This is a genomic window from Salinibaculum salinum, assembly GCF_037645885.1.
GTDB classification, from domain to species: domain Archaea; phylum Halobacteriota; class Halobacteria; order Halobacteriales; family Haloarculaceae; genus Salinibaculum; species Salinibaculum salinum.
This window is the reverse complement of record NZ_JBBENW010000002.1, coordinates 464,710-489,898: the sequence shown is the minus strand read 5'-3', so window position 1 is coordinate 489,898 and position 25,189 is coordinate 464,710. Positions and strand designations below refer to the sequence as shown.

At 58.2% G+C, this 25,189-nt stretch carries 22 protein-coding genes and 1 pseudogene; 8 read left to right on the top strand and 15 right to left on the bottom strand.

Translation table 11 applies throughout. From position 1 onward, the window contains the following. The first annotated feature begins 61 nt into the window (after positions 1 to 61). Together WDJ60_RS05375 and WDJ60_RS05370 are read left to right on the top strand one after the other, a co-directional pair. Positions 62 to 1,426, top strand: a complete 1,365-nt coding sequence (locus tag WDJ60_RS05375; protein ID WP_340099027.1) for a protein kinase family protein — start codon at positions 62 to 64, stop codon at positions 1,424 to 1,426. A gap of 52 nt (positions 1,427 to 1,478) precedes the next feature. Next, complete coding sequence (locus WDJ60_RS05370) at positions 1,479 to 2,480, top strand: AAA family ATPase (RefSeq protein WP_340099025.1); 1,002 nt, start codon at positions 1,479 to 1,481, stop codon at positions 2,478 to 2,480. Between the two features lie 15 nt (positions 2,481 to 2,495). Here WDJ60_RS05370 and WDJ60_RS05365 read toward each other — a convergent pair. From WDJ60_RS05365 to WDJ60_RS05335, 7 genes and pseudogenes are all read right to left on the bottom strand, one after another. Further along, a pseudogene (locus tag WDJ60_RS05365) lies at positions 2,496 to 2,639 on the bottom strand (RNA-guided endonuclease TnpB family protein); the annotation flags it as partial. A gap of 115 nt (positions 2,640 to 2,754) precedes the next feature. Further along, complete coding sequence (locus tag WDJ60_RS05360) at positions 2,755 to 3,234, bottom strand: toxin-antitoxin system TumE family protein (RefSeq protein ID WP_340099023.1); 480 nt, start codon at positions 3,232 to 3,234, stop codon at positions 2,755 to 2,757. A gap of 1 nt (position 3,235) precedes the next feature. Then, positions 3,236 to 3,820: a DUF7342 family protein gene (locus WDJ60_RS05355; protein WP_340099021.1), complete on the bottom strand. Its 585-nt coding sequence runs from the start codon at positions 3,818 to 3,820 to the stop codon at positions 3,236 to 3,238. A gap of 195 nt (positions 3,821 to 4,015) precedes the next feature. After that, a complete protein-coding gene (locus WDJ60_RS05350) occupies positions 4,016 to 5,272 on the bottom strand; it encodes an RNA-guided endonuclease InsQ/TnpB family protein (RefSeq protein WP_340099019.1) in 1,257 nt (418 codons plus the stop codon). A 152-nt stretch (positions 5,273 to 5,424) separates the two neighbouring features. Next, entirely contained in the window at positions 5,425 to 6,276 is an 852-nt protein-coding gene (locus WDJ60_RS05345) for a DUF7982 domain-containing protein (protein ID WP_340099017.1), read from the bottom strand. Next, on the bottom strand, positions 6,269 to 6,742 hold the full coding sequence (locus tag WDJ60_RS05340; protein ID WP_340099015.1) for a DUF8163 family membrane protein: 474 nt from the start codon (positions 6,740 to 6,742) through the stop codon (positions 6,269 to 6,271). Before WDJ60_RS05340 ends, WDJ60_RS05345 begins: the two co-directional genes overlap by 8 nt. Next, the gene (locus tag WDJ60_RS05335) at positions 6,739 to 8,187 is read right to left on the bottom strand and encodes a DUF58 domain-containing protein (protein ID WP_340099013.1); all 1,449 of its coding nucleotides are present in this window, start codon (positions 8,185 to 8,187) and stop codon (positions 6,739 to 6,741) included. The genes WDJ60_RS05340 and WDJ60_RS05335 overlap by 4 nt, the downstream gene beginning before the upstream one ends. Positions 8,188 to 8,380: 193 nt before the next feature. On the opposite strand from WDJ60_RS05335, the gene WDJ60_RS05330 reads away from it, so the two are divergent. The 3 genes from WDJ60_RS05330 to WDJ60_RS05320 all read left to right on the top strand — a co-directional run bounded on the left by WDJ60_RS05330 (position 8,381) and on the right by WDJ60_RS05320 (position 12,299). Next, positions 8,381 to 10,414: a DUF4129 domain-containing protein gene (locus WDJ60_RS05330; protein ID WP_340099011.1), complete on the top strand. Its 2,034-nt coding sequence runs from the start codon at positions 8,381 to 8,383 to the stop codon at positions 10,412 to 10,414. Positions 10,415 to 10,455: 41 nt separating this feature from the next. Continuing rightward, positions 10,456 to 11,514 (top strand): DUF1616 domain-containing protein, encoded by a 1,059-nt coding sequence (locus WDJ60_RS05325; protein ID WP_340099009.1) that lies wholly within the window; start codon positions 10,456 to 10,458, stop codon positions 11,512 to 11,514. Between the two features lie 134 nt (positions 11,515 to 11,648). Then, positions 11,649 to 12,299, top strand: coding sequence for a hypothetical protein (locus tag WDJ60_RS05320; RefSeq protein WP_340099007.1), 651 nt, complete (start codon positions 11,649 to 11,651; stop codon positions 12,297 to 12,299). 28 nt (positions 12,300 to 12,327) lie between these two features. On the opposite strand, the gene WDJ60_RS05315 is transcribed toward WDJ60_RS05320, so the two are convergent. The 3 genes from WDJ60_RS05315 to WDJ60_RS05305 form a co-directional block, all read right to left on the bottom strand. Next, complete coding sequence (locus WDJ60_RS05315; protein WP_340099005.1) at positions 12,328 to 12,828, bottom strand: hypothetical protein; 501 nt, start codon at positions 12,826 to 12,828, stop codon at positions 12,328 to 12,330. A 9-nt stretch (positions 12,829 to 12,837) separates the two neighbouring features. Then, positions 12,838 to 18,309 (bottom strand): COG1361 S-layer family protein, encoded by a 5,472-nt coding sequence (locus tag WDJ60_RS05310; protein ID WP_340099003.1) that lies wholly within the window; start codon positions 18,307 to 18,309, stop codon positions 12,838 to 12,840. A gap of 435 nt (positions 18,310 to 18,744) precedes the next feature. Continuing rightward, positions 18,745 to 19,449 carry an RAD55 family ATPase gene (locus WDJ60_RS05305; protein WP_340099001.1) on the bottom strand — a complete coding sequence of 235 codons (705 nt, stop codon included), beginning with the start codon at positions 19,447 to 19,449 and terminating at the stop codon, positions 18,745 to 18,747. Positions 19,450 to 19,669: 220 nt separating this feature from the next. Here WDJ60_RS05305 and WDJ60_RS05300 point away from each other — a divergent pair, with 220 nt between their 5' ends. Both WDJ60_RS05300 and WDJ60_RS05295 read left to right on the top strand, forming a co-directional pair. After that, positions 19,670 to 20,224 carry an LURP-one-related family protein gene (locus WDJ60_RS05300; RefSeq protein ID WP_340098999.1) on the top strand — a complete coding sequence of 185 codons (555 nt, stop codon included), beginning with the start codon at positions 19,670 to 19,672 and terminating at the stop codon, positions 20,222 to 20,224. A gap of 88 nt (positions 20,225 to 20,312) precedes the next feature. Continuing rightward, entirely contained in the window at positions 20,313 to 20,891 is a 579-nt protein-coding gene (locus tag WDJ60_RS05295; RefSeq protein ID WP_340098997.1) for an LURP-one-related/scramblase family protein, read from the top strand. A 7-nt stretch (positions 20,892 to 20,898) separates the two neighbouring features. Here WDJ60_RS05295 and WDJ60_RS05290 read toward each other — a convergent pair whose 3' ends face one another. From WDJ60_RS05290 to WDJ60_RS05270, 5 genes are all read right to left on the bottom strand, one after another. After that, positions 20,899 to 21,636: an SDR family NAD(P)-dependent oxidoreductase gene (locus tag WDJ60_RS05290; RefSeq protein WP_340098995.1), complete on the bottom strand. Its 738-nt coding sequence runs from the start codon at positions 21,634 to 21,636 to the stop codon at positions 20,899 to 20,901. Positions 21,637 to 21,690: 54 nt separating this feature from the next. Beyond that, positions 21,691 to 22,101, bottom strand: coding sequence for a hypothetical protein (locus WDJ60_RS05285; RefSeq protein ID WP_340098993.1), 411 nt, complete (start codon positions 22,099 to 22,101; stop codon positions 21,691 to 21,693). A gap of 440 nt (positions 22,102 to 22,541) precedes the next feature. Then, entirely contained in the window at positions 22,542 to 23,924 is a 1,383-nt protein-coding gene (locus tag WDJ60_RS05280; protein ID WP_340098991.1) for a ribonuclease FAU-1 family protein, read from the bottom strand. A 23-nt stretch (positions 23,925 to 23,947) separates the two neighbouring features. Continuing rightward, a complete protein-coding gene (locus WDJ60_RS05275; RefSeq protein WP_340098989.1) occupies positions 23,948 to 24,334 on the bottom strand; it encodes a DUF7532 family protein in 387 nt (128 codons plus the stop codon). A 40-nt stretch (positions 24,335 to 24,374) separates the two neighbouring features. Then, positions 24,375 to 24,533 (bottom strand): preprotein translocase subunit Sec61beta, encoded by a 159-nt coding sequence (locus WDJ60_RS05270; protein ID WP_340098987.1) that lies wholly within the window; start codon positions 24,531 to 24,533, stop codon positions 24,375 to 24,377. A 106-nt stretch (positions 24,534 to 24,639) separates the two neighbouring features. Here WDJ60_RS05270 and trxA point away from each other — a divergent pair, with 106 nt between their 5' ends. Further along, positions 24,640 to 24,906 (top strand): thioredoxin, encoded by a 267-nt coding sequence (gene trxA, locus WDJ60_RS05265; protein ID WP_340098985.1) that lies wholly within the window; start codon positions 24,640 to 24,642, stop codon positions 24,904 to 24,906. Positions 24,907 to 25,189 lie beyond the last annotated feature (283 nt).

Sequence of the window (25,189 nt, the reverse complement as noted above, 5' to 3'; positions counted from 1 at the left end):
GTGAGACAGGGAGCAGACGGACGAGCAGTTCGGTGACAGGAATCCGATCACCACACAACAGATGGAGCCAGACATTCCGCAACGCCCGCCGCTTGAAATCGTCGAACAGGGCCGCGTGTGGGTGCTCGAAGCGTACCAGCAAGGGACGCGGAAAGGGACGACGTATTCCACACACGACAGCCAGATCGACGCTGTGCGGGCTGCGAAGACGAAGATGGACGACGACCGACATCCGTGTACACTTCGGTGGGATTCGCCCCGTAGCGTCGGCAATCTGTACTGGAATCCCCTGTTCGAGCAACTCGTGGTCCGCTACGACGAGTTGCTCGATGCGTGGACTGTCGTCCCCGAGCGGGGGACGTGTGCCATCGAGATCGCGGACTCCCGGCGGGAGGCCTGCGAACGTGCCAGGCGGATTCAGCGCGAGTACAACTTCAAAAACCTGCACGCATACGACGCCACGGGTACCGAGTTTGAGGATCGAGACCATCGCTTCCTCCGGTATGATATCACGGCCTCCGGTGTCCGGTTCGACCACTCTGCCATCGAAGAACCAACAGGCACCTCCGACGAGGACACCGACAGTACGGCTGAGACCGACGAGGTTGCCGAGACGTACGTCGGCCCGACGAGTCCCGGCCAGCTCGGTGCCTCTATCCCCGATGTCACAAAAGTCGAGTTCGCAGATACCGACGGCATTCTCCACCAGTACGCGACGCCGTGGGGTGACGGAACGGACGCCGAGATTCTCGCAGTCTCGCGGAAATACGTCGATACCCCCGGTGTCGATGAATCGTTCGAGACGCGCCTCACACAGTGGCGCACCGCCGACGACCATCCCAACATTGCGACGATTCACGAGTCCGGACTCACCCCTGCGCAGTGGGTCGCGTACCGAGCCGGCGAATACACGCTCGCAGACACAGGCACCGATCTGCCGGTCGAAGCGCGCCTCTCGATACTCCGGCAGGTCGCCGACGCAGTCGACACCGTCGAAACTGTCAGCGCAGAATTGGTGTGCGGTCTCCACCCGGAGAAAATCCACGTCCAGAGTGCCGGAACCGGATCGGAATGGCGTGCGACCGTCACCAACTGGGGGCTCGAATGGGCGCTCCAGAACGCCGTTGGAACGCATCGTCCAACCCCGTTTACTGCGCCGGAACAGATCAACGGCCACCTCACTGCGACAACAGCAGTCTATCAGTTCGGAGCGCTGGCGTACTGGCTGCTCTGTGAGTCGCCACCGGTCAGTGACGACACCGATACTGCAACCGCCGTACAGGCGGGCGATATCCCACCAGCCAATCCGATCTCTGCCGTCGCTCGTGATACTGGTGCTGTCATCGACCGCGCTCTCGAGACTGACCCGGAAGACCGCTATCGCTCAGTCAGTGCCGTCTGTCGCAACCTTATCGGCCGTGCCTGACTCGATTGCAAACAGGACCACGTTTATATTCAGGAACCCGAAAGCTCAACCCATGACTACGCCCCAGGACGTCCACGATGCGCTGGTGGACGCCGTCGATCCCGTCTTGATTGGCAACCGGGATATCGTTGAGGAGTTGACGATAGCGTTACTGACGCGTGGACACGTCCTGCTGGAGGGGGTGCCGGGTGTCGCGAAGACGACCATCGCGGAGCTACTGGCAGCGGCGACGGGGTTGCAGTACAACCGCATTCAGATGACGCCCGACATCCTCCCTGCCGATATCACCGGAACGCACATCTACCGAGAGAAGACTGGCGAGTTCACACTCCAGAAGGGGCCGGTCTTCGCGAACCTGGTCGTCGCCGACGAAATCAACCGGGCAACGCCGAAGACGCAATCGGCACTGCTGGAAGCGATGCAGGAAAACGCAGTCACAATCGAGGGGGAAACCATCACACTGCCCGAACCGTTCATGGTCGTCGCCACGCAGAACCCCATCGAGATGGAGGGGACACACCCGCTTCCAGAAGCCCAACGGGACCGATTTGCATTCAAGCTCGTCGTGGACCTGCCGAACGAGTCCAACGAGCTGGAACTGCTCGACAGGTTCGATAGCGATCCAGAACTCGGTCCCGATCGCGTCTCGAACGCTGTCTCTCGGGGGGATATCGTCGACGCGCGCGAATCCGTCGCAACGGTCCACGTCGAACAACCAGTCAAGCAGTACATCCGCGATCTGGTCCAGGCAACCCGTGACCACGCCGATGTCGCATACGGAGCGTCGCCCCGGGCGTCGCTGACGCTGCTCAACGGCTCGAAGGCGCTGGCCGCGATTTCCGGCCGCGACTACGTCACTCCCGACGACGTGAAAGCGCTGGTCGAACCCACCCTCGTCCATCGACTCGTTCTCTCGACTGATGCAGAACTGGCAGACGTAACAGCCCGGGAGATCGTCGACGAAATTACAAGCGCGGTACCGACGCCGGGGAGCCCGGATGCTGAAACCGACGCCGAGACCGTCACCAGCGACGGCGGACTGCCAACAGAATAGCACGACCGTGGAACAATCGTCAATCTGGCCCCACAGCGAGTCACCGTAGGGCTCTGTAATTCGCTCACTGTCACGCTTCTGAAGGCGTCTTGTAGCGGTGAAGTAGGTTTTGCGGAGGCAACGAACGCAACGAACGGCGTTGCCGTCGTCGGCCCACATCGGCGTCCAAGTACGCTAGCGCGGTTCGCAACTCCTTTGCCGAGGTAGCAACCCCGTCGCTGGCCATTATTTCGGTGATGAGCCGCACTGATGTCGCGTAGTGGGAGCTTGGCCATTATCGCCGGATGTCTGCTCCGTATTCCCAATCGAAGGTGTATGAGTTTGGGTAGACCTTCTCGCTGGCCCACAAATCCCCGGCCCTGTCCTCGACAAACTGGAACGCAATGTCTACGACACCTTCGGGTGGGTTGTAATATTCCACGTCGACGGCTTTCTTCGACTCGACAATCGGGGGTATATGGAAATGTTCGTATGAATTGTGCGGATTGTCATGTCGTCCCCATCGACACTCCCAGGTCACCCCGCTCCACTCCTCAATGTAGTGGAGATTCATATCACCGTTAAGCCGGATCTTGAGTTCTAACCGAACAGCTGATATCCATTGTGGATATCCAGCCGGTTTCAAATGCACTACCACCCTATCTTCCTTTCCCGTTGGAAACGGCACCACTGATTCGATGAACTGGTCAAGATTCGCCCATCGTTCCGCAAACGACCGCATCAACGTTTCGTCGAGATCGCGACCGTCAGCCATGTCAGATGTTGTGGAGAGTCTCGAGAGCAGTGTCAGTAGAAAACGATCGGGATTCCTTGCCAGTATCCCTGGCACCCACTGCGTCAAACCGATGGAGGTCGGTTAAGCGGCGACGAATGGTCGTCCAGGTGGCGAATTCCTCTTTCATTTCAGCCAGCTTCTCAGGATCATCAAACTGGTCGAACCACTCGAGTGAGACGAAATCGGGCGAGTCGACTCCAAACATCTGCTTGTACTCCTCGTCACGGGATTGATAGTCTGCAATCGCTCGATCAATGTCACCGTCGTAATCCGATATCAATTTTTCAGTCCGCAGTCGTCGGAAGTGTGTTTCATTTCGGCGGTATGTGAGGGGGGTGTCCGAGACTTTCGTTACCAAGCCCACTTCTTCGAATGTGTGGAGCTTATTTCGGGCAAATCGCTCAGAGAACTCCTCCCCGTCAGCGACATCAGAAACTCGTGTTGGCTCGTGAAGTGATACCACTGTCTCGAGGAATTTGTCGAGTTTACTCCGCTCATCTCGGGTCTCACGAGCTGCCTCTGCGAGACCCGCCATCGGATTTTCGGGGGTATTGTGCTCGGACATGGCTTCTCTACCTTGCCATAACTCGCCCTAGCGAATAAATGTTCGTCTTTTCTGCGTATATATTCTACCTTTCTCGACCCGAAAGATGTCCTTGACTCTCTTAACAACTCAGCAGGTAAACTACCCCACCCTACTCCTTCGGCGCATACGCGCCTCAGTCCTTGAGGGTGGGGCTTTGATGTGGACTCCCGGCAATCAGTCGCCAGCAATAGGCTGGTGACTCTCGCCGTTCAACGTCCCACCATTTATACGCACGTCTACTGGTGCGTCTCCGCTCCCCGACTTGGGCGAGGACCGGAGTCTATGTGTTCGCTTCCGAGCGTACCGCATCCCAATATTCTTTGCGCCGTTGTAGTCGGCGTTCACTTCGTACCCGCACTTCTGGCAACAGAAGCGTTCCCCGTGGCGGTTGTCTTTATGCGTGAACCCACAGTCCGTTCGAGAACAGCGTTGTGACGTGTGGTTCGGTTCGACCTGTTCCACGGAGATGTCGCGTTCAGGTGCCTTGTAGGAGACGTACTCGTACAGGCGTCGGAACGCCCAAACGTGGTGCCACTCTGCCTGCGGAAGCCGCTCGCGTATATCGGTCAAGTCCTCGAACACGATTACGTCGCAGTCGTGTTCGACGGCTTCCGTGACAATCTCGTTAGCGGCCGTGTGGATGTACTGTTTGCGCCACGCTTCTTCGCGCTTCCCGAGGCGGAGGAGAGCATTGTGCGCGGCTTGCGTCCCACGCTCTTGCATCTCTCCCCGTCGTTTCTCGAACTCACGGCACCAGTGGTCGTAGTCGTCTCCGTGCCAGAACCGCCCTGTGGAGGAAACGGCGAGGCTGTTGACGCCGAGGTCGATACCAAGGACTGTTTGGTGCTCGGTATCTTCCGAAACCTCGGATGAATCGCCGTCTCGATCAGAGTCATACTTTCGAGTTGTGATGTGGAAGTAGAACTCGTCGTCCACTGCGTCGTACTGGAGCGTACTCGCCCGGAACTCAAACTCCTCGGACAGCACGTACCGCTCATATGGCGTAGGACTGTCTGAGGGAAGTTCAAAGTCGCACTCGACACGCCCGTTGATAGTCGAGAGCGAGACTTTGTTCCGGTAGAACGTGGCGCTTCGTTTGTCGTAGAGCATACTCCACGATGTAAACTCCGGTTGACTCACTCGCTTCCCCTGTTTCCACCGTTCGACACATCCGGTGACGGCTTGGACAGCGCGGCGGATGGCTTCTTGGACGAGGTTCGCGGTAAGTTCGGTTTCCTCACGGAGCTCGTCGTACAGAGCGTTTCGTGCGGTTGTGTTGGCCGTGACGCAGTCGGTGTAGGAGTGGTCGGACCAACAGAACTCAGCAGCACGGTTGGCACAGTGAAGGAACTGTCGCGCGGATTCGTGGAGGTCATCGCGGCGCTCGTCGGGAACGACGAGTTTGACAGGTGCGGTACGCCGGACCTCCATATTTCAGATTGGTATCTAACGGTTCTTAAAGTCTTGGGGGTCGGGGTGCCGTAGTATGCCGGTTGTATCGCACCATGTCGGTTTCCTCTCCGGCCTACTCGCTCACTGCGCTCGCTCCTTGAGGCCGGAGGCTCCACCTTGACAGTGCTGAGTTATTCGTCGGTCTCCCACCGACAGGTCACGAGTGCGTCGGCGCGGTCATCCGTTTCCTGCGTTATCTCGAGACTGACTGCTCGACCGAGCGTCGCGGCAACACCGACAGCGAGAAACGACGGGATCGGATGGTCGAAGCCATCGACTGCGCCGTAGACGGGACCGTCGAGAGCGACCGAGAGTCGCCCTGGTTCCGTGTCAGCTCGCGCTTCGTCGACGATCTCGAACCCGTCGACGAGTGCGTCGGTGAGCTGTTCGGAGAGCGCGCCCGGGTCGCTTGCCGGCGCGTCGGACAGATCGCGCTTGAACTCCTGGAACAGCCCGCTCCCGGTCGGTTCTAGCACGACCCCGCGTCGCTGGTCATCCGTGACGACAAACATGCCGTCAAGCGCGTCTTCGTCGGGAAGGTCGTAGCTCTGATACTGGGGGACGAACAGCCGTGCCGTCTCCTCAGCAGGAACGTACACGTGTTCGGTTGTCAGTCCCAGATCAGCGATCAGCTGCGTCCCGGTCGTCGCGTACGCCTCGTAGATGCGTTCACCGACCGAGGCAGCGATGAACCGCTCAGGCGTGAGCGTCCGGACGAGGACAGCGGCGAACAGCCCAGTTCCAGACAATGCGAGCAACACGTCTCGGACGCCGGAGAAAAGCACTGCACCGAGCAGTGCTGCGAGTCCAAGTCCAGCGAGTCCGAGTGCTGTCTCGCGATGACGTGTCTGGCGTGCACGACGATACTCGGTCCGGAGCCGACGGTTCTCCTCGGTCAACACCTCGATCTGCGCTGCGAGTGCTTCGCGGTCAGCAGTCGTCTCTACCGCCTGCTCTTCGTCGGTCACATCGCTACTACTCACCGTGGACCACTTCCAGTTGCACGTACTCGTAGCGGTGAAGGAGATACGCAATCAGTCCACCGGTTCCGAGAAGGACGAGCGCCACTGCCCACAGCCGGTCCCACGCGGCCAGTGCCCCCCAGCCGACGAGTCCGATGATACTCCCGAACAATCCTACCGCCAACGCGGTACTTCGACGGTACGGGCTGCGCACACTCGGCTCGAACAGGAGTGCGACCAGTGCACTCTCGGCGAGGACGACCGGTCCCACCGGAATCGGCTCGGCGAGCGCGGCCACGAGCGTGACTTGTCCGACAGCGAATGCATACGGCACGGCAAGACGGGTGCGCACCACGAGAAGCGCAACACTCCCGGTTAGAGCCGCCAGGAGTTCGACTGTGCCGCCGCCGATTCCGACGACGCCAAGCGCGAGACAGGCAAGTCCCGTGAGCAGCCACCCAGCCAGTCCAACATCGCGGACACTCATCGTTGCTGCCCTCCGCGTGGCGCGGCGAGTAATGCCTCGATTCGTGCTTCGGGCGCCACCTCGTAGGCCTCAGCACGGGGCAGACCGGCCAACTCTCGTCGAAACGTCTCAAAGGTTACGTACCTGTCGTAGGCGGCCGACAGATCAGTAAATCCACCTTGTTCGAACAGAACAGATGGTGCGAGAAACGTGGCAACGCGGTTCTCACCGCGGGTCGCCACGTCGATTGCCTCTCGGATCTCTGTTGGCTGGTCGTCGTCGGTGAGAAGCATCGTCACGACCGTGCCCTGCATCTGGGCAATCTCAGTGCGAATGGTCTCGTATAACGGTCGTTCTTCGATTCGCCGGACGTACGGGTCGATATCAGCAAAGAACGGACGGAGCGAGCGCGCGAATGCCGAGTTGTCATCAGCAAGGAGGGCCGTATTGTTGGTTGCTGTCGCCGGGCTGCGGCGCTGGACTGTTGCTCCGGTTGGTGTTTGCAGTCGAGCCTGTCGTGCATTTCCAGGCTCAAGCGAAAAAAGCGTCTGTCGGATGCGAGCGTAGTGGTTCTCACCGGTTGCTGGTCGAAACCGATTCGTGATACCGTCGTCGCCGACCGTTAGCAGTCCAGTGGCTTGATCGCGGCGGCTGGCGGCTGCAAGGAACGCAAGCGCCGCTTGCCGAAGGTAGTCGAACGCCCGTTCACCGACAGGGCCCGTATCTACCGACGACCGGTGATCGACGACGAGTACTGTCCGACGGTCAGTATCGACTTCGAATTCGAGGACGTGGGGATCGCCCAGTCGGGCTGTCGCGTTCCAATCGATGCGGTCTGCGGAGTCGCCGGGCACGTACTCTCTGAGCTCTGCTGGATCGACGCCTTCCCCGTGTTGATCGGCACGAAATGCGCCGAACGCGCCGAGCTGTTCGCCCCCTTCGCCAACATGGAGGTCATCGGGCTGTCGCGGTTCGGCCGTCAGTGTCGGCCCGTCTCCGACATTCAGACTCGTTTGGAAGAATCCTGCTTGATCTTCGATAGTCACGGCTGCCGGTTCGAACCGGTGTTGCCCTGCAGTCGGTGCAGTCACGGTGTATGAAGTTTCCCCACTCGTACTGTCTGGGTCGAGCGTGACGGTTCTACCCGATGCGGACGGACCTGTTGTTCCGAGAGGTGGCGTCGTCTGAACGGCCATCGACAGTGTCGTCGGCACGTCACACGCGACGACCACTGACACGCCGGTTGACTCCTCGACGGTGACGTTATCACGCGCTATCGTATAGTCGATCGTCAGTCCCGCTGTCGTCTGGGTCACCGCGCGGACGAACTGCCACTGCTTGGCCAGTAGCCAGACGATGAGCCCCGCTGTCCCACCAAGCAACAACTGACTAGAGAGCGTGACCGCTAACAGCGCCAGCCCTGCCGCGAGAATCACAATCCCGTAGCCCTGGCGCGTCAATTCCATACTGGGAGCGTCGATAGCCCGACAATTGAAGCTACTGGAGTTGTTCGAGTCTCCCGAAGTCGAGGCGAAAAGACATTTTACCCCCGGACCCTCGGTTCCGACCGTGATAGTCTCGGGCCGCTCATTTGCACTCGTTTTCGCGGCAGTCCTCCTGGCTAGCGCACCGGTTGCTGGAACCGCCGGAGCAACTGTTATGAGCGACGAGGCGGCCACAGATGGACCCTTTGCACAGATAGAGACGCCGAGTGACAATGAAACGATACAGCACGAGGACCCCGACAGTGCTAACGAGGACGGTGACACGGATAGCGTCCGCGGCTGGCTCGAAAACAACTTAGATAGCCGTCTCTCTGAAAGTGCGATTCAAATCGATCAGGGTGAGTACGAACAGGGACGTGAGCTACTGGGAGATTCCTACGACGATACACTCGGTAAGTACGTTGAGGTGGCCGGGGAAACCGACGGCGGTGGTGACGACGAGACCTCGGAGCAGTTCCAGCAGGCCAAGGAGAACCAGCGAGAGCTCGCCTCGGATACCGAGGAGTACCGGGAGACGGTACGGGAGTACCGCGAGGCACGACAGAACGGGAACGAGACGCGAGCGCGCCGTCTCGCCCGGGATGCGAACCGACTCGCGACCAGTATCAATCAGACGATAACCGGTCTCAATCGAACGTACGGTACCGTTAGCAACCAAACGGGAGTTGACGTGACCGACACAGTCCAGGTTCTCGAAGATATCGAGCGGAACGTTACAACACAGCAGGCCGACATCAACGAGGACCTGTTCGAAGAAACAAACCTGACGGTGAGTGTCCGGGAGTCTAGCGTTTCCTTCGTGAATCCGGCTCGAGTGACCGGGCAAATTACTCTCGAAAACGGGACCGCGCTCGCACAGCGAACCGTCACCTTACAGATCGGCGGCCGAACTGTGCTCGCACAGACTGATACGGAAGGGCGATTTTCGGCGCGTTACCGGCCGACGGTCGTTCCGCTCGGTCCACAAAACCTGACAGTCACGTATTTGCCGACAAACGACTCGGTCTATCTTGCGTCGAGTGCCACGATTGCCGTCGATATCTCACAGACCGACCCCGACATCAGTCTGGATGATCCGCCACAGACCGTCAGCTTCGGCGGCTCCGTGTCGATCGCTGGAGCGGTAGCTGCTAACGGCACAGGTGGTCAGAACGTTCCTGTTAGCATTACACTCGACGGCGTTCGCCTCGATACAGTTCAGACAGCCAGAGACGGGACGTTTACCACAACCGTTCGGGTTCCTGCTGAAGTGCGGAGTGGATCACGAACGCTTCGTGCACGCGTTCCACTCGAAGGTAGAGCGCTCGCACCGGCGAACGTGACTCGACAGGTCACCGTCGAGCCAACAGCAACGTCGCTGACACTGGCCGGGGAGACGCAAGACGATGACTCGGTACGCGTCTCGGGACGACTGACAACCCAGGGTGGCACGCCAGTTGCCAACCAGCAGATTACACTCGCCGTTGGTGACGAGCGTCTCGGAATCGTACAAACGGGGGCTTCGGGTCAGTTCAACGAAACCGTGTCGATCCCCCAAGCGATCCGGTCTAACACAGAAGCCGATACTGCCACACTTGTCGCTTCGTACGCGACTACGGAGACGAACCTCGAATCAGCACAAGCGACGACAGCGATTCGAATCGTTCCGCTCCAGACGGGGGGCGACAGCGGGAACAATGGACTCTCGGGACTGTGGGCTATACTGGCAAATCCCATTTCGTGGGCGGTCGGTCTTGTTGCACTCGCGATTGCTGGCGTCGCTCTCGTGCGCGCTCGCCGAGACAGCGACACTGACGACGGGCAGTCCAGCGGCGACGAACCCACCGTTGTCGAGGGTGGACAGGACGAACCTGCGCCAGCGCCCGGAACCACCGAACAGTTACTCTCGACAGCGCGAGACCGACTGGAGGCAGGCAACCTCGATACAGCTGTCGAGACAGCGTACGCAGCAGTCCGGAGCCAATCGTCAGCAGTGATTGATATTCCCCCCGGCCAGACCCACTGGGAGTGGTACGCCGCCTGGAACACTGCCGACCTGAACAGCGAGACGCTAGACGCACTCCGAGAACTCACCGAACTCTACGAGCAGGCAGCCTTTGCTCCGGATTCGATCGACGACGAACGTGCGCGCCGTGCGCTCGCGCATGCCAACGAATTTCTGTCGGCCGGGATGACTGGTGGGGACTGAATACCGACTGGTTTTTGTTCTGGAACAAGTACCCACGGTCAATGGCCGACGCTCCCGACTGGTGGCTGCTTCTCCCACGACCGGTCCGACAGCTTCCGGCCGATCTCGCTGCCACGCTCGCACTCGTCGGTCTGACCGTTCTCGCCGTGTTCGTACCGGTCGTCAGTGAGACGCCACTACGGGTCGTTATCGGTCTCCCGTTCGTACTGTTCGTTCCCGGATACGCATTCATTGCGGCACTCTTCCCTGAAGCAGGGACGAAAATCACCGATGACGAGGCCGAGGAACACGGAGACGGCGAAATACGCGAGAGCGGCGGGATGCTGGACCGGGGCATTGACGGGATCGAGCGCGTTGCCCTCTCGTTCGGGTTGAGCATCGCCATCGTACCGCTGATCGGACTCATATTGAATTTTACGCCGTGGGGAATCCGACTGGTTCCAACTATGGTCGCCGTCAGTGGGTTTACTGTCGGTTGCGTGGCCGTTGCAGCCCGCCGACGACGGGCACTCCCGGAGGACGAACAGTTCCACGTTCCGTACCGGCAGTGGCTGGCAGAAGCGCGGGCGGAACTGTTCGAACCCGATGACCGCGTCAGTGCCGTGTTGAATGTGGTACTCGTCCTCAGCATCCTCCTTGCGGCGGCAAGTGTCACGTATGCCGTCGCCGTGCCGAAAGACGGCGAGTCGTTCACGGAATTTTACCTCCTGACCGAAAACGAGAGCGGTGACCTCGTTGCTGATGACTATCCCACGAACTTCACTGCCGGCGAATCGCGTCCGCTCACTGTCGGCATCGGGAACCAGGAGCACGAACAGACCGACTACACAGTGGTGGTCCAGCTCCAGCGGGTCGATCGCGAGCGTGTCGACAACCAGACGAGGGTATCGGTCGAGGAACGGCAGGAACTCGACCGAATGCAGGCGCAACTGGCACACAACGAAACGTGGCACCAACCCTACGAGGTGACGCCGCGGCTGACCGGCCAGGACCTCAGGCTGGTGTTTCTTCTCTACCGGGGCTCACCACCGGGAGAGCCCACGATCGAAAACGCGTATCGCGAAACCCATCTCTGGGTGAATGTGACGGAAGCGTCGTAGTCAGAGCAACTCTAGCGCGTTCCTGTGACTGCTAAACGAAAATTTCAACTTTTATCGACTTCCAGATGCCTGTAATGAGGAGAGTTCTGGGGCTTGCTTTGTTGGTCATATTGACGTTGCTAGCAGGGTGCAGTATGTTCGAAGAAGATTTATCGACTACTCCTGACGATATTGAACAGTCCCCGACACCAGCTTCGACCGTGACACCGACCATTAATACAACAACGACTTCACCAACGCCAACCGCCGAGACACCAACTCCATCCCCACAAAACGATCAAGCCAGTACGCACCCTCGGTTCAACAGCTCGATCCCCTCTGATGAAATCGTGTTATCAGTGCCAGATTTACCGTCAGGGTACTTTTTCGATGGTGAGACGCGGCACCAACGCGCCGACACAAGTGGTGAACGACAGGCGTTGATGGAGGAGCAAAACATCCTACTGACACATAGTCGAGCATTCATCACTGAAAACGAAAGCTTGCCAGCCTACATTTTCTCTTCAGTTTCGGTTTATGATGATACAACAGCGAGCACGAACTGGCTTGCCGCTCATCTGGATGGCCTCCGCAACGAATACGATGCGAGTGTCGAACGACAAAATGTCTCGTCTACAGTGCAGGTAACGGTAATTCGATTTGAGAACGATCAGGGTCTTCGGACAACTGCGTTCTACCGGCAACGTGGAAATCTCGTCTACTATACGGCAGTCACAGGCGAAAGCTACAACGAGACACTGACAGCAGAACTCTTTGTGACGATGTTGGCCGCAGCGGAATCATAACCAGGCGTGTTCCTACCACGAATGAGGCTTATTCTACGAGAGTACGCTTGTCCTCCAGAAGGTGGCTGAGCGTCTGTATCTGGTGATCAGTCTGAAGGTCTGCATTTATTTCATGGACGGCATCGAGGAACTCTTCGGCCGAGGATAGTATCCCGCGAGAGACAGTTTCACAATCGAGAGTGATCGTTCGCAGTTCCGGTGCTTTTTCAGGATCGCGTTGAGTTCTTTCTTCAGAGACAGGGCGACCAATCACAACATCCCCACTGGATTGGGGCTCAAAAGAAAGAAAGTCCATACTTTCTTTCTCTCTGATACATGTTTTTGTCTGCCCCGCAATATCCTCTAGAGCGTGTAGAGACGATATGAAAAAGAGCGTAGCATAATCAACAAATGGGTCAAAGTCATGTCGTTCGTTCTCTTTTTTAACGGAGACATGAATGGGTGTATAAGGATTTGCTGTGGGATCTTCCCCCTGCATTTCGGCACGGGTTTGAGCATCAATCTCAGCCGTAATTTTGAATTGTCTCATATGAGTGGTTCATTCATCTGCGGGTATTGTCTTCACTGCTGATCCGCTTGTGGGATAGGTACTAATAACTTCTCCGTCAGCGGGATCTACGACAACACGAACCCTGTCCACCCCGTCAACATCTACATCCCTCTCAAATATGAGTGAGCCATCAAATTCGACGGTATCTGGTTCTCTAAGAGACTTCTGCACCGTTTGTAATACTTCGGCTTCGGTCATCTTCTCGGGGACATCGACACCGTTTACTCTGTCACCAGTGGGGAAGGCAGTTCGATCCTTTGGAATATCACGCTGCGACATATATTTGGGAATATGCTTCCCTTTGAGCGTATCCCATTTCGTAGAACCTATCGAGACGCTACTTGCGACATCGTCCAGGGACTCGATACGATCTTGTTTTAATAATCTACTTTTATCGGCATCAGAGAGTCGGTTTGTGGGATCAGGAAGTTCAACCCTGTTACCGAGGAGTTTATTGACTGTGACAGTATCAGCGGCCCGACTCACAGCACGCGTCTTGTCCGAATCAGGGAGATTTTTCGCTTGGTCGAGAAGTTTGTTGAACTTCGAGCTAGTGGAGACGGCTTTCGACCCAAAGCTTGCTGCGCCGCCAGAGGCGACGGTTGTGACCAATAGGAAGCCACCATAGCCAGCATACCAGCTTTCGGCGTAGGTTGCATTTTGATCTGTCCCAGTTGGATAGGGATTCTGCGACCGTTGTTCACTCCGTATTTGCGCTGGCATCGAGGCAACCATCTCTGTTACCAGCGCAGGATCCTTTGTGATCTCCTTTGCCAGAGAGATCATTTGATAATAGTATTGCGGAGTGAAGAGATCCCTGAACCCATTAACTGTCTCTTTGCCACCGTAGTACACGCCATCGGTCATCCCCTGCATGTAGACGTCGCCGCTCTTTTCGACCGTCGCACCACGTTCACACAGATCACCAGACCGGTATGACGCGCATGGCCCACTCGTATAATAACTCCCGTCTTGGACGTAGAACTGGTCGCTCTCTCCGAGTGTTACCCCACTAGTCACTAGATTAGACTCCTCCACGTCGCCGTACATTTCGCCGTAGACCTGACTGGCATCATCATCAGTAAGATCTTCGACAATACCGGTGACGTACTCGTCAGCGCCGCTGGCCGCTTGATACCGGTCCTCTGGAACCGTCAGTTCGAGTTGTTCGGAGCCGCGTTCGTACGAGACAACTTGCCGAAGCAGAACCTCGTTGTTCTTCAGGACGCGAGTGTAAGTGCTAGCCGGTGTGGTGGTTGCCTGGAAGTACCCATTTTCACCAGTCAGAACTGGTTTCTGATTCCCGATCACCACTGAAACGTCATCAAGTGGCTCACCACCTGCCACGACTCGCCCTCTGACTTGTGTTTGCCGCGGTAACGTGATTGTGACCGATTGCGTCTGCTCGTCGGTCACCCTGACATCCTTGACTCCTTGGACGTCGTAGGTTTGACTGTCATACGAATATTCGAGCGATATTTTTCCGCTGCCTTCACAGTCGAAACAGAGGACCGAAGATTCGCTCGGTGCAATAGTGACTGTACCGTCTGAACCGGTCGTGTAGTCCTCTCCAAGGAGTGGTGAAACAGTTGCGCCGTCGACTGCCTCACCGGCGAACGTCTCAACTCTAACAGTCAGTCTCGAGGGCGAATCAGTTTGTTCGCTGACGTGGAACGAATCAACGACCGTTTTCTGCCCGAGTGGCTGTTCTTGCTCGTCCAACGGCTGGTCACGCCAGACTGTTGCTGTGACGTCGTAGGAGCCACTAACCCCGTTTTTTAGTGGCACTGCAAAATCGGTGGTCGAGTCGCTATTTGGCTCAATAGATATCGAGCGCTCGTACTCTTCTAGTGTGGCGTAGGATCTCCCATCAGGGCCCTGTATCGTGAGGCCGACTCTAACGGTCTGTGGACTTGTCCCAGTATTCGTTACTGTCACACTGGGTTCCACGCCTTCATCGGGTCCAATTTCGGCAGATTGGGTGTTGATCTGCTCGATTTGGACAGTATCCGTAGCAGACTCTTCGACCGTTACTGTCCAGACCTGCGGTTCGCTGGCGTTTTGCACCGAATTTAGTCCGATTGCGGACACACGGTACGTCCCCGGGGTGTTGAACCTACGAGTCCACGTGTCTTGTCCCGCTGATTCACTGACCTCGTGTACCTCTCGTGTTTCATTATCGACAGCCCACCGAACATGTCTAAGTGTCCTTTCGTCAGTACTGGCGGCCACTCTAAACGACAGAGACTCGCCTGGTTGTACCGTTACTTCAGGTTGCGTTTTCTCCCTTGAGAGGACTGGAGTTGCGGGTTGAGAAGATGTTTCGACCGTGATCGAGTCTGCGCCAGTTTCTGAGTCATAGCGCTCAGTTTTCTCTTCGCTCTTGAATATGCCAGTGCCAACACTATAGGTGCCGCCGGCAGCATCGGTTGGGATCTCCACAGCTAACGTAATCGTTCGCTCTTCATCTGGAGTGAGAGAGACTGTGGTCGCCTCTCCAGTTACCCAGTCGCCGTTTTGTAACTGTACACTCGCATCAGTGTAGAACTCGTGCGTTATGTCGCCAGTATTCTCGACAGTGGCCCCCACAGGAACCGTATCTCCAGGAGCATAGGTGCCGCTGTCTGCTGATGTCTGGGTAATGCGAGCATCAGTGGTCGATTTAACAACCTCGAACGAATCCAGATCGCCGCCCGAATCGTACTGCTCGGCTTTTTCACTGCTCTGGAAGATAGCTGCACCAGCACTGTAAACCCCCTCAGGGGCGTCCGTTGGAAGTTGAACGTCCAGGGTCGTAGTCTGGTCTTCACCCGGTTCGAGGGACAGCGTAGTTGTCTCACCGGTCACCCAGTCACCGTTCGGTAATTGGACACTTGCATCAGCGTAGAACTCGTGTGTCGTGTCGCCGGTGTTCTCGACAGTGATGTCGACGGGCACTGATTTGCCGGGTGCGTACGTGCCACCGACGGCGTTCGTGTCACTGATTTGTGCGTCTGTGGTCGGTTCAGCAACCTCGAAGGAGTCTATATCATTTCCGGATCCGTACTGGTCAGTCTTGTCGCCACCGTGGAAGACGGCAGCCCCAGCACTATAGGTCCCGTCGGGAGCATCAGTTGGAATCTGTACACCTAATGTCATAGTGCGCTCCTCTCCTGGCGAAAGTGACAGCGTAATATCTTCACCGGTCACCCAGTCACCGTTTGGTAATTCGATACTCGCATCAACGTAGAAGTCGTGAGTCGTCTCTCCGGTGTTTTCGACAGCGAGTTCAACAGGAACCGTCTCTCCTGGCGTATACGTCCCCTCAGAAGCGTCTGTATAGCTGATTTGTGCGTCGGTCGTCGGTTCCGTAACCTCAAACGCATCTAAATCGTTCCCGGATCCGTACTGATCGGTCTTTTTACTACTGTGGAACAGGGCTGCGCCAGCGCTATAGGTTCCCTCGGAAGCGTCGGTCGGGATTTGGACATCCAAGGTTACGGTTTCGTCTTCACCCGGTTCGAGGGATGGCGTAGTCGCCTCCCCAGTCACCCAGTCACCGTTTGGTAACTGGATACTTGCATCAGCGTAGAACTCGTGCGTCGTGTCCCCGGTGTTCTCAATTACAACTTCGATGGGGACTGTCTCACCGGGAGTATACGTCCCGCTGGAGGCGGTGGTCTGAGTGATTCGCGCGTCAGTAGTCGGTTCGGAAACCTCGAACGAATCTAAGTCGTCTCCCGACCCGTACTTGTCGTTCTTTTCACTGCTATGGAAGACAGCCGCGCCGGCGCTGTAGGTCCCGTCGGGAGCATCGGTTGGAACCTCTACGTCCAAAGTTACTGACTGTTCTTCTCCTGGGGAGAGGTACACTGTGGTGGCGTCGCCAGTCACCCAGTCATCGTTTGGCAATTCAATACTCGCATCGACGTAGAATTCGTGCGTTGTGTCGCCAGTGTTCTCGACAACGAGATCAACGGGGACCGAATCTCCGGGCGCATACGTGCCACTGGATACATCTGTATAGCTAATGCGCGCATCAGTTGTCGGTTCAGAAACCTCGAACGAATCCAAATCATTTCCGGAACCGTACTGGTCAGCCTGATCGCTACTGTGGAAAACAGCTGCTCCGGCACCGTAGACCCCTTCGGGAGCGTCGGACGGGATCTGCACACCTAGTGTTACAGTTCGGTCTTCGCCAGGCGACAGCGACAGGGAGGTGGCTTCGCCAGTGACCCAGTCACCATCCGGTAATTGAATACTGGCATCGGTATAGAAGTCGTGTGTGGTATCACCCGTATTTTCTACCGCCACATCAACTGGAACCGATTCGCCGGGTGTGTACGTCCCTCCGGAAGCAGTTACTTGCGTTATTTGCGCGTTAGTCGTGGGCTCGGAAACTTCGAACGAATCCAGATCGTCCCCTGACCCGTACTTGTTGTTCTTTTCGTCGCTGTCGAATACAGCCGAACCAGCACTGTAGATTCCCTCTGACGCGTCAGACGGGATTTGGACAGCCAAGGTTACAGTTTTGTCTTCACCCGGTTCGAGGGATGGCGTAGTCGCCTCCCCAGTCACCCAGTCGCCGTTTGGTAACTGGATACTTGCATCAGCGTAGAACTCGTGGGTCGTGTCCCCGGTGTTTTCCACAGTGACATCGATAGGCACTGTCTCACCGGGAGTATACGTCCCACTGGAAGCGGTAGTCTGAGTGATACGCGCATCGGTGGTTGGCTCAGAAACTTCGAACGAATCCAAATCGTCTCCTGACCCGTACTTCTCGTTCTTTTCACTGCTGTCGAAAACAGCTGCGCCAGCACCGTAGGTTCCCTCAGAAGCATCAGTCGGGATCTGAACATACAAGGTCGAAGACTGCTCTTCTCCGGGGGAGAGGTACGGTGTGGTGGCTTCGCCAGTCACCCAGTCACCGTTTGGTAACTGAATACTCGCGTCGACGTAGAATTCGTGCGTTGTGTCGCCAGTGTTCTCGACAGCGATGTCAACAGGGGCCGATTCCCCGGGCGCGTACGTGCCACTGGGCGCATCTGTATGGCTAATGCGTGCATCAGTGGTCGGCTCAGTAACTTCGAAGGAGTCCAGATCTTGTCCGTAATCAAATTGTTCCTCTTTAGTACTGCTGTAGAAGACCCCAGAGCCAGCACTGTAGGTCCCCTCAGGAGCATCGGTTGGGATTTCGACCGCCAACGTGACAGACTGCTGTTCACCCGGGGAGAGATAAAGGGTCGTGCCTTCCCCGGTCACCCAGTTTCCGTTGGGCCGCTGAAGACTCGCATCGACGTAGAAGTCGTGGGTTGTGTCCCCTGTGTTCTCGACTGTGACATCGACAGAAACTATCTCACCTGGCGTATACGTTCCACTTTCGGCTGTTGTATCTGTAATCTGCGCCTCAGCAGTTTGTGGCTGAACACCCGTGCGTCCGATCCCAAATTCGGCACCCGGAGTCTCGATGCTGCTACTCAATACCGCCGTTTCCCCAGCAGTCGGTTGTTGTGGAGGGTGGTATCCGGTATTTGCGGACGCAGCCGTCCCAACCGGGGCAGTGACAAGTAGAATAACGAATAAGAGAGGGAGTAATCTGTTTTCTGAGATTCGCTCCGATAACATGTTACTGGAACGTATTGAATGATGCAGTAAAGTTATTTTTGACTATGCAATATGTTCTCCTTACTAACAGCGAGTGTTGAATTGGTATTTTTCTGATATACTTTTGACTCTGTTACAAATACGGCAAAATTGCGCACTTTCAGATTTGGTTCGATATGTATTCTTCGCGAAGTCTAGAAGCCGTTATATATTGTTTGGGGGAAGGGTCAGCCTGCCACAGTCGTGTGGTTCCGTAGTCGGGTGTCAGGGCCCGGAGGAGTGAAACGCTATCGGTTCGGCCCGCGACTGGGACTAGATATTCCTGCTCTCGTCCACCCAGACATCGTTGTCGAGGACAATAGAGATATCATCCAGAACCGGCGATCCACCTCGGTTTTTCGGAATCGATAGTTGGTACTCCATCGTGTTCGTCAGGGAGACGAGATTCAGTTCCCACACGATGTCTGCCAGTGCGAGCGTTACGTCCCGAAACGGGGGCGACTCATCGAGCGTGATACAGTGCAAGATGCCGATTCCGTCCGTTTCGAGCATCGTGGATTTGAGTTCGTTCAGGACTTCGCGATAGGCGTCCTTGTTGTTCGTCTCCTCCAGCGGGTTGACTGGGTCGAGGACGACGTTTGCCTGCTGGTCGAGGTCCTGAAGGATTTCGTAGACGGTATCCAGAAGCGTGTCCCTGTTCACGAACGACGGCGTGTAACTCCGGGTGCCGGTGATCTGTCTCAGCAGTTCGTGGTCCATCATCTGAGCTGCCCCCGCGTACTCGACGAACACGTCGTCGGTCGACAACCGGTCGAGGTCGTTCTCGACGGCACTTGCTTCTCGGAGCGTCGTCAGGTACAACGTCGACCGCATCTCGATGAGTTCGTGAAGAATCGCTTCACTCTGCATCGTCGGCCCGGCGACGAGCGCGATGAGACTCCCCGGTTCGATGCCGCCGGACATGTGCCTGTCAATCGCATCGATACCCGTCGAGAGTCGCGACGAAGAACGTGACATTTACATATCCATTCTATCTAATGTGTAATGTAGTTGCCGGCAACTCAGAAAGAGGCTGCAGGATACACACTCTCCCGTCGGACCGTCCAGGAGTCTGGAGTTTGGATAGAAAGTGCGAGCGACGTAGCAGAATCCGACAGATGGTAAAGCCGGTATTTGTCCCAACGACAGCAATAAATACAGTTCGAAACACATATCAGACCAATAGAACATGGGCGGCGTGGACGGAATCAGTGGGGTTGACCTCTCGAAGAGAACGTACAAAGTCGAACAGAGTCTGGTTCGAAATCACTACCAGGTGTACGATGGGAACGGGGAGTTACTGCTGCGGGCCGACCGTGCGTTTCGGCCCCACCGAACAGTTCCGTTCGTCAATACTGACGGGAACGAGGTGTTCAGTGTCGAAGCCAACACCGTCGACGACGACTTCCGTATCGTTCCCGCAGGCAGCGAGAGGCCGCTCGCGATCCTCGAACGGGACACCGCACTGCTGCGACCGGCGTGGAACGTCCGCCACGGCAGCAGCGAACGCTTACTCGCGTCCATCGAATCGCGGGAACCGGTCGTCGAGTTCTTCCGCTACTACGTCCCGCTGATGGGCGTGTTACCGCACACCTACGTTATCGAGGACGCCGACGGCAGAGAAATCGGAACGCTGTCGGGCCAGTTGACACTCAGCGAAACCTACGAACTCGATATCGAGACGACTGAGCACATCGACCAGAAGAGAGTCGTCGCGGCAGCACTCAGCGTCGATGCGCTCGACATAAATTGACGGCTCCTAGTCGGCCAGTTTCGTATCCAGCCAGTGTTCGAGGAAAGATGAGAAGATACATCACAAAGAGATGTGACCACTCGGGGTGATGTCGCCCTCCAGCCGAGAGCTTTCGACGATCGACCTGGACGGAAACGAGTACACGGTCGAACAGTCCCTCATTCGCAACAAGTACGCCGCCTACGACGAGACCGGCGACCTCGTTCTCCGCGCGAAACAAAAGATGTTCAAAATGAAAGAGGAGTTCCCCTTCGTCGACCCCGACGGCAACGAGGTGTTCACGGTCAAAGCCGGTGGCATCATCGACGTTGCCGGGAACTACGCCATCGTCGACGCGGAGACGGGTGCGGAAATCGCGATTCTGGACAACGACTACTCCATCTTTCAGGACACCTGGAAGATTCGCGACAGCGAGACGGAGGCGAAACTCGCCGAGATCAACTCCCGCGGGGCACTCGTCACGATGACCCGGAACCTGCTCCCCTTCGGCGAAATCATCCCACACAAATACGAGATTACCGACCGGCACGGTGAGCACATCGGCAACATCGACGGGCAACTGTCGCTGCGGGACCGCTACGAGATTACGATCGACGACGCAAGCGACGTTCCCACAGACGCCGTCGTCGCCGCGGCGATGGTCATCGACGCGATTCAGGGGAACTAATATTGGGTCAGACCCGCTCGGGCAACCACCCTCCGCTCACCTCCACGTTCTGCCCGCTGACGTAGTCGCTACTCGATTCGAGGAAGAAGCGGACGGCCTGTTGCATGTCCTCGAACGACGCCGGGCGGCCACGCGGGAGTTCGTCGGGGAACACGTCGGAGTTCTCGACGACGTAGGGTGAGACGGCGTTGGCCGTGATGGCGGTATCCTGCGTATCGGCGGCGAGCATCCGTGTGAACATCAGGACGCTCGCCTTGGCAGCGAAATAGGGGAAGTTCTTCGCGCTGACTAGTCCCTTCTCGCTGGAGGCGTAGCCAACGTTGACGATGCGGCCGTAGGACGCCGCTCGCATCGGTGCGAGCGCGCGCTTCGAACAGAGGTACGTCCCGTCGAGGTTGGTCTCCATCACCGTCTTCCAGGTGTCGTACTCGATCTCTTCCCAGTGGCGCGGCGCGAAGGCACCGACGTTGTTCACGAGGATATCGACAGTGCCGAGGTCAGCCTCGATGGCGTCGAAGAGCCCATCGACATCGTCAGGATCGGTCACGTCCGCCTGGACCGTTGTCGCGCTGACGCCGTGTTCACGGGCGCTGTCGGCCACCTCTTGGGCAGCCTCGTCGCTGGTTCGGTAGTGGACCGCAACGTCTGCACCGTCTGCAGCCAGCGCCAGCAGGAGTTCGCGACCCACGCCTTTTGCGCTCCCGGTCACAACGGCGACACGGCCAGAGAGGTCGGGGGAAATCACAGCACCGACTACGACCGGACGGGGCTTGAAATCACGGGCACACGGTCCAGGGACCTACTCTCCATCGCGGGCGCGTCGCTTCCACTCGCGTTCCTGTCGGCGCTCGGTAACGTGACGACGGCCGTCGCCGATATCGTTTCGAACGCGTTCCTCGAAGGTTGTCAGCTCCGAGAGAAACCCGTCCTGGTAGCTCTCCAGGACATCGTACGACCAGCGGTCCTCGTCGATGACCCCGCGGGGCAGGTACTCGTCGCGCAGGGCGTCGGCCACGGCGGTGTGTCCACACGCGCGCAGTTTCTCCTCGGCCTCCGCAAGGTGATCCATCGCGTGTCCCGTCTTGTGGTGGAACTCGACGAGGTCGCCGTGGGCGCGGTGTAACCACTCCACACCCAGTTCGACGCTGTGCAATGCCTCTCGCTCCTCGGCACTCAACTCCGTCCGGTCGCTGTGCTCTCCCCCCGACATGCTAGTAAATAGCACACCACTCCTAGAAAGAGTTGTCGCCCGTGAAGTACCACGGGCACGGTGGCCCGTGGCTTCGCCGTGGTCTCTGGCGTGGAGCCAGCGAAACGACCGGTGGCGAATTTAATTCCGCCCGCACTCGTCTCTGGAGAGACTTGCGTGGAACCGGTAACACCCGAACACACCGGAAGTGCCACCGCAACAGAGGTCGTCTGTTGCTGCCGTGGCGGGTGTGTCCGTGGACGTCCGCCCCCTCACGTGGGCGCGACACAGGCCCGGCGCACCGCGTCTTACCCCGAAGTGGGTGCGCGGGTTTTGCGAGGCCGATAACGTGGGTTCCAAACTGGTGTAGGGCGTCCCAGTCCTTAAAAACAGGGACGCAGCCGAGCGTACGCGCTTCACCCCCGCCCACGGTGGGGCGGGGAACTCGAGCTGCTTTCCATTTAGAGCGCGTTCTCGACGGCACTGGCGACGCTCCGGGCTTTTTCAGCAAGCGGTGTCGGAATCAGCCCGTCGGCTTCGGCTGCATCGAGTTCGTCATCGTCGACGCGTTCGACGGTGCCGTCGGCGTGTTTCACCACGTCGACGTGGAGGTCGACGTATCGGACCGCGTCGGGAAACACTTCGACCGGTGTACAGACGTTGACGTACGTTCCGCGTTTCGTCCCGTCTTCACCGCGATAGACCGTCGGATACCACCACCGGCCTTCCTCGAATTTCGTGATAGCGACGTCGCCGGCCTGCCGGTCGACGCCGAGCGCGTCGTAGGTGCCACCCGGCGTCATCTCGCGGCGCAGTGTCAGCGAGCCATCACTTCCGTGACTGGTGACCTCGCCCGTCCCGAGCGTGTAGCACCGCCCGTCGGGCTTGCCGTGGGCGATACCGAGTTGGTCGCCTTCGACTGGCCCGAACTGTCGGGTAACAGCTTCAAAGGGGAAGTGCTGCTCACCGTCGCCACTCGCCGAGTCAGCACACACCGCCTCCACGAAGTCGACGGCCGCACTCGCCTCGCGGGCTGCTGCCTTCGTTCGGTGGTGGCCCGCCATCGTCGCAGTCACCTCGCGACGAACCTCGTCAAGCGCAAAGCGCGATTCCCGGCCGAACCACGCCCACCACGTCGCCTCGCCACCCCAGTAGCGATGGGGTGTGGCGTCGGCCGGGTCCGGGGCATCGGCGAACGCATCGTCGAGAGATGTCGCACGGTCGGCAAGCGTCGCGAGGGCGTCATCCAGCGCGTCGAGACTGGCGTCGTCGCTGGCCTGCCCCCAGTCGATGCCCCATCCCTCGGGCGGGTCAGTCGGTACGAGGTCGGCCAGTTCGGGGCCGCTGACACCTGCGGTCTTTCCCCGGACGAGCGACGCCAGTCCGGACTGAACGCGAATCGTGGTATCCAGCACCGGCCGGCTGTCACTCCAGGGTGGTCTCGGCTCTGTGACCTGTACCCGGAGCCGATCTCCTGCGTCGATGCGTCGCGCACTCCCGGAGTAGGGCAAGAACCCTTCGCCGTCTCCGACCGCGACGACGGCGCCGCTCCCCAGTGTCTCGGTGACTTCGCCGGCGTAGACGGCACCGCGGGGCAGGTCGGCCGCCCACGTGAGCGTATCCCGTCCGACCCCCCGAAGCTGGTCGACAATCGTCTCGACGCGTGCGCGCTCACCGACGACACCCACACCCTGCCGGTCGTCGGTGGTGGTCACCGTCGCCGCGGCTGGTTCGACCGGTAGCTCGGTATCGAACCGATCCCGAATCGGCGGTGACGCCTGCACCACGTCGTCGAGTAGTTGGGTCAGCGCCGTCGTGTAGATACCGCGGATACGGACAGTCATTGGTGGCGTTGGGGCCCCGACGCTCAAAGCTCCCCGGGGTTCGGGGCAAAGCGCACCCGGTCGTGGACCGTCGGCCCGAGCGTGAGCTCGACGACGATCGGTTCGTCACCCACCGTCTTCAGTATCCGTCCACCAGCAACCCACACACCCCACGAATCAAATCGGAGATAGCCTCGAATGTCCTCGCTGTGGGTAAACAGATCCAGAAAGTCGACGGCGTGTTCCTGAATTTCGCTGCGACTGTGCGCACGGACCATATCAGAGTAGACCGTCTCGCGGTCGAAGAATTCACGGAGGCGGTCGGCATCGCGCTTGGCGGCCGCGGCGACAGCGTCCGATACCGCTTCGATATCGTCGGTCGAGAGGCCAACATCGCGGAGCGCGGCCTGTTCGCGCTGGTCGAAGTGCATACCGACCGTTTGGGCCGGACGGAAAAAACGAGTCCGCTCTCTAGACGAATGCGTTCAGGATGAGGATGAACGCACCGAAGAGGGCACCGAACGCGACGATACTTTTCGGGTCGATGCGGATTGCGTTGCTGTCCTCGGCGTCGAAGTACCGGACCAGGCCGGCACTGGACATCAGTCCGCCGCCGTCACTGCTGCTCATACATACACGTGCGCCATCACCCGGCCTAAGCCTTTCGACCGAGTGCGCGCCGCTCGCGAAGTGGAAAACCCTTATCTTCGCCGCCGGAGTAGTTGTGCGAGAACGCATGACAGTCACGCTCAAGGACTTCTACGCAGACTGGTGTGGCCCCTGCAAAACGCAGGACCCGATTCTCGATGAGCTCGAGGAGGAGTACGAAAACGTCGAGTTCGAGAAGGTGAACGTCGACGAAGAACAGGACGTGGCCAACGAATATCAGGTTCGCTCGCTCCCCACGCTCATCATCGAAAACGACGACGGCATCGTCGAGCGGTTCGTCGGTGTCACGCAGGCCGAGGATATCGAGGCCGCATTCCAGCAGGCAGGGGCCTAGGACGACTACTTTTTGCTTCGTCGGGTGTTGCACCGCGGCGGAGCCGCGGGCACACCCTCCTTGCAAAAACATTGTGAAAAAGGCTGCTCGGGCTCGGTAGAGCCCTCGCAGGTGCTATCGGAGTTGTCTACTGCACAGCGACTGCGACCGCACAGCGGCCCTGCCCTTCCCCGTTATCGTGCGGCCGCGGCGACGTGCCGCGGCACGCACTCCCGGCCACAGCCCGGTCAGTCAAAGCAACGTTTCACTCTCCACAAAGCCCGTGGTACACTGCCCAGATAGT